General features: G+C 69.9%; 11 protein-coding genes. 4 read left to right on the forward strand and 7 right to left on the reverse strand.

What is annotated here, in order from left to right:
- Window positions 1-45 precede the first annotated feature (45 nt).
- Window positions 46-759 (forward strand): beta-ketoacyl synthase chain length factor, encoded by a 714-nt coding sequence (locus ACIRVH_RS45575; RefSeq protein WP_403966743.1) that lies wholly within the window; start codon window positions 46-48, stop codon window positions 757-759.
- A 90-nt stretch (window positions 760-849) separates the two neighbouring features.
- Entirely contained in the window at window positions 850-1,998 is a 1,149-nt protein-coding gene (locus tag ACIRVH_RS45580; RefSeq protein WP_403966746.1) for an LLM class flavin-dependent oxidoreductase, read from the forward strand.
- Between the two features lie 335 nt (window positions 1,999-2,333).
- On the opposite strand, the gene fabG is transcribed toward ACIRVH_RS45580, so the two are convergent.
- From fabG to ACIRVH_RS45610, 6 genes are all read right to left on the reverse strand, one after another.
- Entirely contained in the window at window positions 2,334-3,038 is a 705-nt protein-coding gene (gene fabG, locus ACIRVH_RS45585; RefSeq protein ID WP_403966749.1) for a 3-oxoacyl-ACP reductase FabG, read from the reverse strand.
- Window positions 3,039-3,074: 36 nt separating this feature from the next.
- Complete coding sequence (locus ACIRVH_RS45590) at window positions 3,075-3,620, reverse strand: flavin reductase family protein (protein WP_403966752.1); 546 nt, start codon at window positions 3,618-3,620, stop codon at window positions 3,075-3,077.
- A gap of 22 nt (window positions 3,621-3,642) precedes the next feature.
- Window positions 3,643-4,101 (reverse strand): PaaI family thioesterase, encoded by a 459-nt coding sequence (locus tag ACIRVH_RS45595; RefSeq protein WP_403966755.1) that lies wholly within the window; start codon window positions 4,099-4,101, stop codon window positions 3,643-3,645.
- Between the two features lie 222 nt (window positions 4,102-4,323).
- A complete protein-coding gene (locus ACIRVH_RS45600) occupies window positions 4,324-4,953 on the reverse strand; it encodes a TetR-like C-terminal domain-containing protein (RefSeq protein WP_403966758.1) in 630 nt (209 codons plus the stop codon).
- A gap of 19 nt (window positions 4,954-4,972) precedes the next feature.
- A complete protein-coding gene (locus tag ACIRVH_RS45605) occupies window positions 4,973-5,677 on the reverse strand; it encodes a response regulator transcription factor (protein ID WP_403966761.1) in 705 nt (234 codons plus the stop codon).
- Between the two features lie 17 nt (window positions 5,678-5,694).
- Window positions 5,695-6,351, reverse strand: coding sequence for a 4'-phosphopantetheinyl transferase family protein (locus ACIRVH_RS45610; protein ID WP_403966764.1), 657 nt, complete (start codon window positions 6,349-6,351; stop codon window positions 5,695-5,697).
- A gap of 339 nt (window positions 6,352-6,690) precedes the next feature.
- Here ACIRVH_RS45610 and ACIRVH_RS45615 point away from each other — a divergent pair, with 339 nt between their 5' ends.
- Entirely contained in the window at window positions 6,691-7,986 is a 1,296-nt protein-coding gene (locus tag ACIRVH_RS45615; protein WP_403966767.1) for an FAD-dependent oxidoreductase, read from the forward strand.
- Window positions 7,987-9,137: 1,151 nt separating this feature from the next.
- Here the strand turns inward: ACIRVH_RS45615 and ACIRVH_RS45620 are convergent.
- A complete protein-coding gene (locus ACIRVH_RS45620; protein WP_403966770.1) occupies window positions 9,138-9,548 on the reverse strand; it encodes a hypothetical protein in 411 nt (136 codons plus the stop codon).
- 145 nt (window positions 9,549-9,693) lie between these two features.
- Between ACIRVH_RS45620 and ACIRVH_RS45625 the strand changes: the two genes are divergently transcribed.
- The gene (locus ACIRVH_RS45625; protein WP_403966773.1) at window positions 9,694-10,320 is read left to right on the forward strand and encodes a hypothetical protein; all 627 of its coding nucleotides are present in this window, start codon (window positions 9,694-9,696) and stop codon (window positions 10,318-10,320) included.
- Window positions 10,321-11,212: the final 892 nt, after the last annotated feature.

Raw genomic sequence — 11,212 nt, forward strand, 5'->3', positions numbered from 1 at the left:
GCACGTCCCCGAACGCGGCACCACCCACCGAAAGGAACCACGCGCATGACCACCCTGCTCGCCCCGCCGCGCACGATCGCGGCAGCGGCCTGCCGGGCGCCCTGGGGGCCGACCGCCGAGGGGCTGCCCGGCGCGGCACCGGCCGAACTGCCCGGCGTACCCGGCTTCGTGCTGTCCCGGTTCAACCCGCTGATCGCCGACGTCGTCGTCGCCTGCCTCGGCGAGCCGGGCACGGACGGCGACCTGACCGCGGGGTCCGGCGCCTCGACCGCCATCGTCCTGGCCACCACCTACGGCGACACCACGACGTCGGACGTGGCGACGCAGCGGCTCGTCGACGGCCAGGTGCACAGCCCGCTGCTGTTCTTCCAGTCGGTGACCACCTCCATCCTGGGCCATCTGACCAAGCGGTACGGCATCACGGGCCAGCTCAGCTGTGTGTCGGCCGGGACCGAACCCGCCCTTGCCGCACTGGAACTGGCGGATGTCCTGCTCGACGAGGACGACGTGACGCAGGTGCTCATCGTCGGCGTCGAGACCGCGGCCAACGAACGCGTCGACTGGGTACGCGAACGCGTCGGCACCGACCGGCTGTTCGGGCCGCTCCCGCACGCGGACGCCGCCGTGGCGCTGCTGCTGCGCGAGGACCGTGACGGCCAGACGTCCGGCACACGGCGGCTGTCCGCCGCCCGGTGGCCCGAGTACGGCTGGCTGTCACCGCTGGCCGAACTGGCCGAACTGGCCGCGCCGCAGGCGTAGTCCACGCACCCGGCCACAAAATCCGGCCACGCAATCCGTCCACGACGTACGACCCGTGCCGCATGCCCCCAGACCTGTGAGGAGCCAGCATTGAACCGGACGATTCCCAGGGCCCGGATGGACTTCGGCGCCTTCCTGTCCCCCCTGCATCCGCTCGGCGAGGACCCGGCCCTGACCCTGTGGCGCGATCTCGAACTGGCCGAGTGGCTCGACACGCTCGGGTTCGCCGAACTGTGGGTCGGCGAACACCACTCCGCGGGCTGGGGCACGGTCAGCTCACCCGAGCTGTTCATCGCCACGGCGGCCGAGCGCACCCGGCACATCCGGTTCGGCACCGGGGTGGTCAGCCTGCCCTACCACCACCCGTACATGGTCGCGTCCCGCGCGGTCCAGCTCGACCAGCTGACCCGGGGGCGCGTCACGCTCGGCGTCGGCGCCGGGTCGATCCCCGTCGACATGCACCTGCTGGGCATCGACCCGGCCGACACCCGCCGCCGCACCGCCGAGTCCCTGGAGGTGATCCTGCAGCTCCTCAAGGGCGAGAAGCCGGTCACACGCCGCACCGACTGGTTCGAACTCAACGACGCACGGCTGCAGTTGCGTCCCTGCACGACCGGCGGGCTGCCACTCGCCGTGTCCAGCGCCACCTCGCCGTTCGGCATGCGCCTGGCCGGGCAGCACGGCATCACACCCATCTCGTTCGGGGTCCCGCCGCGTCCCGGCAGCCGCATCGGCGACCTGGCCGGCCAGTGGCGGCACGCCGAGGAAGCGGCCGCCGAGCACGGGCGGACGATCGACCGTGCCGACTGGCGGGTGAGCCTGGCCGTGCATGTGTCGGAAAGCCGCAGCCAGGCACTGGACGAGATCGTCGACGGCTGGACGCGCTACCGCAACGAGTACTGGTCGATGCTCGGGGCGCCCCCGGTGCACTCGGCCGCCGAAGCCCGCAAAGCCCTCGAGGAGGCGATCGAGACACGCTCGGTGATCGTCGGATCGCCCGAGGACTGTGTGCAGGCCATCGACGACGTCCAGGACGTCGCCGGCGGCTTCGGCCGCCTTCTGGTCACCGTGATGGACTGGGCCAGGCGCGAACAGATGAAGCGCAGCTTCGAACTCCTCGCCCGCTTCGTGCGTCCACACTTCACCGGGGCCCTCGACGGGGTCCGCGACTCCGCGGCATGGGCGACGGAACTGGCCCAGCGCTTCGCGGGCGAAACGGTACCCGATCCCCGCCCCTGAGCACGGCGCCCCGGGGGGGGCGAGCAACCCGCCCAGGGCGATGCACGCCACCCCGGCGCGGGAGCCGGCCGTACAGGGCGCCTCACGCAGCTCCCCACGGCGCCGGTGACCTCGTCCCCGGTGACCGAACCGCAGCGCCCCCGGCACCGGGCGCCGCAGGGGGCTCGTCGGCCGGCCGCGGGGTGCCGGTCGCGGGGTGCCGGTCGCGGGGTGCCGGTCGTGCGTGGTTGCTCGTGCCGTTTCCGCGCCGCGGGTGGGGGCGCGTAGGTGCCCGGCCGTCGAAGGACGTTCCTTCGGCGGCCGGGCACCTTCCGGTTTTGTGGCGGCAGACGGGTTCAGTGGCCCATGCCCAGGCCGCCGTCGACGGGGACGACCGCTCCGGTGACGTACGACGCCTCGGGCGAGGCCAGCCATACCACCGCCGATGCCACCTCGCGGGGGTCGGCGATCCGGCCGAGGGGGACGTCGGCGGTCATCCGGGCCCGGCGTTCCTCGGGAAGCTTCGCGGTCATGTCGGTCTCCACCAGGCCGGGCGCCACCACATTGACCGTGATGCCGCGCGATCCCAGCTCCCGGGCCAGGGAGCGGGCGAGGCCCACCAGACCGGCCTTGCTCGCCGCGTAGTTGGCCTGTCCCTCGGAGCCGCGCAGCCCCGCCACCGACGAGATCAGCACGATCCGCCCCTGCCGCTTGCGCAGCATCCCGGCCGCGGCCCGTCTGCTGGTGCGGAACGCGCCGCCGAGGTTGGTCTCCAGGACCCGGAAGAACTGCGGATCCGTCATCCGCAGCAGCAGCTTGTCGTCGGTGATACCGGCGTTCGACACCAGGACGTCGACGGCGCCCTGCACCCGTTCCACCTCGTCGAAGGCGCGGGCCACCTGCGCCGGGTCGGTGATGTCGCAGGACACCCCCCACAGCCCTTCGGGCGCCCCCGAGCCGCGGTGGGTGACCGCCACCGCGTCCCCCCGCGCCTGGAAGGCACGGGCGATGGCCAGGCCGATGCCCCGGTTCCCGCCCGTCACAAGCACCGATCGCGTCATTCAACACACCTCATCCGAACTGGGATCCGACTGGGTTCAGGCACTCAGGCTGGTATAGGCCCCGCGGTGGTACACCAGCGGCGGCCGGTCCGGGTCCGTCACCCTCAGGGCGCGTACCAGGCCCAGGTAGAGGACGTGGTCACCGCCCGGGTAGCGGTGCTCGGTGGTGCACTGAAGAGACACCAGGGCATCGGGCAGCAGGAGATGGCCGCCGTGCCCGACGGCGGCGGGGCCGAGCAGGCGCTGCGCGGCAAGCCCGCTGGGCCGGTCGCGCGTCGCGAACCGCCGGGAGAGCTCGCGCTGGTCCTGGGCGAGGACGTTGACCCCGAAGCCGCCCGCGCCGTCGATGGCCGGCACCAGCCGGCCCACGGCGTTGACGCTCACCAGGACGAGCATCGGGTCGAGCGAGATCGAGGTGACCGAACTGGCGGTCATCGCCTCGGTGTCGGCCCCCTGGCCGACGGTGATGACGGCGATACCCGTGGGGAACAGGCCCATGGCCCCCCGGAACGCCTCCGGGGCGGGACCGTCCTGGACATCCGGGACCGTGGCGGGGTCCACCCGTGCCGCTTGCGTAGCCATCGCTCCTCTTCCTTCTTCGGACTCAGCGCTTGTGCACCAGGCAGGTCAGGCGGGCCGTGCAGGTGGGCCGCTCCTTGTCGTCGGTGATCTCGATCTGGTAGGTCGCCACCCGGCTGCCGAGGTGCAGGGGCGTGCAGACCCCGGTGACCAGGCCCGAACGGGCCGACCGGTGGTGGGTGCAGGACAGTTCGAGCCCCGCCACCGCGCCGCGCGGCGCCACCCACAGGCTGGCCGCGACCGAGCCGAGGGTCTCCGCGAGCACCGCGTTCGCACCGCCGTGCAGCCACCCGTAGGGCTGCATGTTGCCCCGCACCGGCATCGTCGCCACCACCCGCCCGGGCTCGGCCGAGACGACCTCGATGCCCATCCTCGCGGCCAGTTGCTCGCCGGCCAGCTCCGCGGGCGCGGACAGCATGCTGCCGCGCGCGGGCGCCGTCGCCGCGGTGCCGGGCCCGCCGGCCGCCAGACGTTCGCTCCCCATGAATCCCTCTCCCGACTGTGGTGGTGCGCACCGGCATCGCCGCGGCTGCGCATCCCCACCCTCGCGGTGCCGGCGCAGCGGGCCAAGACCCCCACGAGCTGGCCGTTCGGGCAGGTGACACGGCCCGGCGGCAGGCCGGTGCACGACACAAAAAAAAAGGGGGGCAGGGGGCCCGCCTCCTACCGAGAGGCGGGCCCCCTGCCCCGGGGGTTTCGGTGTGTCCTAACCGGCCGCGGGCCGGCCCACCATGTGCAGCCCGCGCCACGCATGCTCCGCGGCCTCTTCGGCGGACATCTGCTGCGGCCGAAACAGCCAGCAGCTGACCAGGCCGATGAACGCCCCGGCCGAGCAGTGCGCCCGCAGCTCGACACCGGCCTCATCGGCCCTGCCGACCCCGGCGTCCGCCAGCTGGCCCGCGACCTGCTCGGCGACAAGCTGACGCAGCCGGCTGACGAAGCGGGCGGATCCGCAGGGGCCGAGCATCCGCCGGTACAACGTGATGTCGCCCTCGATGTGACGGAACATGTCGACGAACTCGTGCGGCATGTCCGACGGGAGCACGACGAGCGGGCAGCGCGCGGCCAGGCCGACCAGCTTGGCGAGCTCGTCCTCCATCGCGTCGAGCATCAGCTCGTCCAGATCACGGTAGTGCTGGTAGACGGTGGCGCGATTGATCGTCGCCCGCTCGGCCACGTGCGCGATGGTGATGGTCTGCAGCTCCCGCTCGGCGGCAAGCTCCAAAGCAGCGGCCCGCAACAGCCCGCGGGTCCGCAGGATCCGCGGATCGACGCGCCGCTGCGCGGAGGGGACGGACCCTGCGGGCTGTGCCGTCTTCGCGGCCGATACGGACATCTGCCCAGGCTACCTCACCCTAGGCGACATGTGTCGTGGAGTGCTCCCCCGCGCCGGCCCCCTGCCCGATACCGGAGAGCAGCCCGTCCTCCATCGCCCGGACCACGGCCAGTGTCCGGTTGGGGCAGTTCAGCTTGGCCAGCACATTGCCGACCAGCCGCTTCACGCCGTGCTCGGAGATCTGCAGCCGGCGGGCGGCCTGCTTGTTGCTCAGACCCTCGGCCACCAGGTGGAGCACCTCCAGCTCGCGAGGTGTGAGCACGGTGCCGGGCGGGCCCCAGGGCCGTACGTCGGCCGGCCCCGGCCGGGCCCGGCGCAGCACCCGGCGCACCAGCGTGGCCGACACATAGAACTTGCCGGCCTGGATGTCGGCGACGGCGTCGGCGAAGACCCTCGGGGTCAGCCCCGACCAGTCGACCAGCGCATGGACACAGGAGTGGGTGCTGTGCGGCAGGTCGACCCCGTCCACCCCGTCGACGAGCAGCAGCAGACGCACACCACGGGCCGCGAGGTTCTCCGCCAGCGCAAGGGTCGGCGCCAGGGCCAGCTCGGCCGCCGAGGTGACGACCAGATCGAACGGGACCGAACCGCCCTGGACCACCTCGCCCCCGTTCCCGAAACACGTGACGGCGTGCACACCATCGAGCCGGCGGAGCATTCCCTCGACGCCGTATCTGCTGACCTCGTTCTCCAGAATCAGTGCGATCCGTACGCCGCTTTCCATCGACCGGGTGGGCACCTTCACTCTCCCCCAACGAACACTAGATTCTTTTCCGAATCCTGCACGGCCAGCGCCGAAGAATAATGCGGAGCGGACGGCAGGTCCATCACGATCCAGGCACCGATCTCAAGCCCGGGCACCGTGTGAGAAACTTTCGAAACCGGTGAATCGGGCCCCACTTCCACCTTTCTCAGATCACCTTCCACGCCGATTCCGCTCGCCTTCACCACGGCTTCTTTCCTGGTCCAGCAACGCATGAACTCCCGGTCGCGGCACACGGCCGGCACCCCGCCGAAGTAGCGCCGCTCGCCGCGGCTGAGCACGGCAGGAGCGAGCGACGCGAAGTCCGCCCGCCGCACCCGCTCCAGGTCGACACCGATACGCACCCCGTCCGCGGCCGCACACAGCCACCGCGGCCCGGACCGGGACAGGCTGAACTCCCACGTGGTCTCGGGATACCGGACATACGGCCGGCCGTGCACGACGCGCCCGCAGCCCGGACACGGCAGCCGGCCGAACCGGATCTCCTCAGGACCGACACCGAGAACCCCTGCCAGACGGCGGCGCACCTCGGCGTGCGCCGCGCCGAAATACGCGGCACGCACCCGGTCACGAATAGCGGCGAATCTCCGCCGCTCCTCTGCCGACAGAACGTCGAGGTCCGCCGGATCGAACATCCCCGCAGACCGCCCCGACCAGACCCTTATGCCGCCAGCCACAGAAACAATCCTTCTGACTTGCTGCCGGGGTCCACCGGAAATCACTCGCCATTGAAATGATCCGGAGCCCCCGCTACCACAGACCCATCGAACACGAGCCCACTGTACTTTCTCTGTAATTCAAAATTTACTTAAAGTCTGAAGGTCATCGGGAACATTCGCCCTGCCCGCCCGGCGTACCCGGACGGGCTGCCCGAAACACTCCCCCGAAGGTGCTGGCCCGCCGAGCACACCGGCACCGCGCGGCCGCCACGAGGATGCCGCTGACCCAAGCCGGCGTGAACAGGAGGAACCACAGTGACCACACACGTCCCATCCAGCGGTCCCCAAGTCCCGCCCCGAACCCCCGAGTCCGACACCGACGTGGTCGTGGCCGGGGCCGGTCCCACCGCACTCTTCGCCGCGCTGCGCTGCGCACGCCTTGGCCACTCGGTCGTCCTGCTCTCACCCCAGCAGGAGTTCGAACCGGCCGGCACCGGCATCTCACCACTGCTCGCCCCGCCGACCCTGGGCCTGCTCGCCGAGGACGGCATCGACACCGAACTCACCGAAGCCGGCCAGCGCGTCCTGGGCGTCGACGACCACGGCAGCACAGGCCTGCTCTCCAGCTGGCGCTACACCGACCACACCGACATCGCCCGCCCCCACGGCCTCACCGTCCCGACCGGCACCCTCGTCCAGGCGGCACTCGCCCAACTGCACACCGAACCCGGAGTACGGATCAGGACCGGCGAGAGCATCCTCGCCGCCCAACAGGACCACTCCACAGTCCTGCTCACCACCGGCCCCACCGGCGACGCAGGCCGCACGGGCCACGCGGGCGGCACAGGCGACGCGGGCGACGCGGGCGCGCAGCCGGCCGTCACCGGCCGCATCCGGGCCCGTTACGCAGTGGCCGCCGAGGGACGCCGATCGGCGCTGCGCGACCTGGCCGGCATCCCGCTCGAGGTGTCACCCTTCGACCGGCCCGCCTGGCTGCTCGTCAGCCCCGCGCCGCCCGACCGCGAACCGGTCCTGCTCGTCCGCCACCACGCACCCAACGCGCTGTTCACCATCCCGGTCCCCCCCGCCTCCCTCGCCGTGATCTGGTCCCCCGACCAGGACCGGGCGGCACAACTCACGACCGACACAGCCGGACCGGAAACGGCCATCGCCCAACTCGCCACCGTGGACACCGAGCTGGCCGCCTGGATGGACACGGTACGCGACCACATCCCACCACTGATCCGCCTCGACTTCTCACTCTGGCGGGCCACAACCTGGCGAGCCGGCCGGATACTGCTGCTCGGCGAAAGCGCACACGGCCTGCACACCCTGGGCGGACAAGGCCTCAACCAGTCCCTGCAAAGCAGCGCCTCACTGGCCAGAGCAATCCACGACACCCTCACCTCGGGCCAGCCCCACAGAATCGAGGCATACGAACGCATCCGCCGCCCACACATCGAACAACTCCAACACGCCCAGTGGAACCACCAGGCACTACGCACCTACAACACAACCCCACCCAAACACGGCGCACACGAAGACTTCATCGAGGCAATGACCCACCTCCAACCCGACCTGACCACACAACTCGCAGCCCCCCGGCCGTAGGCGCGCCCTCCCCCTCCCGCGACGGACACCACAGGGGAGAACAGCACACCCGGATACTTCCAAAGTCACCGCGCCGGTCCGGGCACGACTACCACGCCACCAGGCCGGTCCGGGCACGGCTACCACGCCACCAGGCCGGCTTGGGTACAGCTTCCGCGTCACCAGGCCGGCTTGGATACGGCGAACCGGGCCGCCAGCTCCCGCTTGAGCACCTTGCCGCTCGGGCCGAGCGGCAAGGCGTCCACCAACTCCACCCGCCGCGGGTACCTGTACCCGGCGAGCCGCTCCCGGCCCGGGCCACGATCCCCTCACCCAGACGCGCCGGCCGCACCCGCCCACAGGTACCCACCACGGCACAGACCTCCCCACCAAGCACCGCGTGCGGCACCCCGATAACAGCGACCCGCACAACCACCGCATGCCGAAAGAAGGACCTCCTCCACCTCCCGCCGACACACGGCCCACCCACCACGCACGACCAAACCCCTCCCCCCGTCCACCACGAGCTGCACGCCGCAGAGCCGGTGGAGCTTGATCGTCTGTGGTCGCCGCGGGAGATCGTGCGGGTGCAAAGGGCAGGCCGGGATCCGCGTCTCCAGGAACGCATCCTGGGCGCAGCGCATCCCGATGCGCTCAGCACCCATTTCGACCAGGCGCTCCTCATGGGCCAGTCCGGTGACCTCCAGGAGGCAATCCGGCGGAGGCGGTCCTTGGCGACCAGGAGCGCATACCGGGCCTGCGCTCACGCACCCTGCGCGCCCGCCATCAGCTCGGCAGGCTCCCGGCACAAACAAGTGAGCTGGAAAGAGCCCAAGAGGTTCTACCCACGGCGCTCAGGGATCAAGAGCGCCTCGACAGCTCGTCGCATCCCCGCACGCTGACCACCCGCTATGACCAGGCCCGGTCACGCGCCGCACCCAAGGCGCGCAGGCGGCTGCCGCATTGTTGACTGCTCTACAGGAAAACTGCCTCCAGTCGCTGGGCAACAGCCATCCACTCACCGATGCGAACGTCGCAGCCCGTCGAGGTTGAGGCTCCTAGAAGATGGCTCCGACCGCGGTTCCGTGATGCTCATGGCGGGCGTTGTTCGAGCTCCTCCGCACCTACCTTCTCACCCATCCGTCGATTCCACTGCAGCACAGTCCCGGTCGTCAGGAGCGCTGGCGTTGCTCATGCAGGAGAGTCGCAGCTTGAAGGTCATTGGTCACCATCACCTGAGCCAGTCTGGCCGCGATGGTGATCACGATGTCCCACCCCGGAGCATCGAGATAAGCCTCATCCGGGGCGCCGCGCCCCACGGACTCCTGCACTGCGGAGTAGAGGGCGCCCAGCTCTTTCATGAGCGTGACTTCCTCCTCGGTCCGTAGGCTCTTGCCCAGCCACGGAGCGGGGTCGTCCGCGTTGCAGAAATCGTCGAACAGCACGTTGACCACGTAGTCCAGATCCTCGAACTCCTCCGGCTGCAGCCACACCTCGCGTTGCCATGAGGGACTCGCCAGAGCCAGAACCGCCGGCACAACATGCAGACGAAAGACGGGGAACTCAATGCCGTGATCAGTCACCCAGCCAGCCTACTGAGCCGGTGAGGCACGTCGGTGATGCCGGATCACGCAGGCCATCCACAACCAGGATCGCTGTCTGCCCCCCGGGAGGAGTCAGGTCACCCCGGTCCTCACCAGGTGCCGATGCCGAACTAACCTTCAGGTCATGGCCTTGCGACCTGACGAGTTCTACGACCACGCGCTTACCGCTGCGGATGGTGAGCGTCGGCTCCCGCTCGCGCGCATGACAGGGTGGGACATCAGCCCGTTCGAACCGGACGGGCTGCGGGTCACGCCTCTGCGCCCCCCAGTTCTGCCCGAGCCTGCGCGACACGGCGAGGACCCGTCGAACTGCGAGTCGTGCCGTGACCGAGACAAAGGGATCTGGTTCAACGACAGTTGGCGGCTCACCCGGATCACCCGAGTTGGTGTGCCGCTGGTGCTCATGCTGCATCCGCGTGAGCACTATGACATGGCTGACCTGCCCGATGAGCTGGCGGCCGAGCTGGGAGTCCTGTCCACTCACATCGTCCGCCACGTGCAAGCCCTGCCACACATTTCGCGAGCCCACGTCTACCGCATCGGAGATGGAGGAGCACACCTGCACATCTGGTTCTTCGCCCGGCCCGAGGGACAGACCCAGCTGTACGGATCATGGATGCCCGTCTGGGACGATCTGCTGCCCGAATACCCAGCAGATGTTGCAGAGACAGATGCAGCGATCGTGGCAGACGCATTGGTCACCTCCATCGGAGGTCGTCGCTCGGCTACCAGCGAATCGCCGCACGACTGATCAGCCGACGGACGCCAACGCTCAACCTCGACACCCACGGCTGACGCACACTCATAATCGAGGGCTCTCGCCGCAGTTCCGTGACGGGACCGGCCTTCAAGCCGGTCCCGACCGTACGCAGCTTCCGCCAGCCCTCCCTGGGCGGAGTACGGGGCTGGTGCCGTCCCGGAGCGGACTAGTTCCAGCTGAGCAGGGAACTGCGCCACGCGCTGATCATCCTCGCCGAACGCTCGCCGATACCGTCGCCCACGTGCGGGGATGTCTTCCGCAGGACGGCAAGCTCATCCGACACGATCCACGCGGAGCATTACGGGGGGTGGGAACTCTTGCGCCGCTGGCCCGCCAGACGATCCACAACGCTAGTAGTACGGCGCTCGGCAGAACTGCCATCAAGGTGGAAGAAGATCTGGAGCCCTCCGTCCAAGCGGCAAAAGCAGTAACGAAGCCGGCAGCGAAGGGCAAAGCAAGGAATGTGTCAGCCGTACGGACGCGGCGGGGGCCAGCCAGGGGCCACAACTTATGGAGCACGAGGTCGGTGCCACCTCCGGCGGAGGCCGGCGTGGCGGCAAGGTGGGTGGCGAGTGCGGCCAGCCAACGGTGGGTCTGGTCAGGCCCATAGCGGTGACTCTGGGTGGGGTGCCGGCTGGTGGCGGCAGGGATGTAGTGCGCGAGGAGGTGGTCGCGGACTTCCTCAGGCGAGGTGACGGTGAGCAGTTGGTCGGGGTGACGGAGGTAGGCGTAGGTGTCCTGGTCCCGTTCTTCGTAGGCGGTAGAGGCCAGGTTCAGCCGCCAGGGGGCTTGGGTCTGCTGCACGATCGGGTGACATCTGAACTGGCTTGCCCTGTGGGGCGGGTGGGAAGGATGTCGCTGTGCCCAAGCCTTATCCGCAAGA

This window comes from Streptomyces sp. NPDC101165 (assembly GCF_044768135.1).
GTDB lineage: Bacteria > Actinomycetota > Actinomycetes > Streptomycetales > Streptomycetaceae > Streptomyces.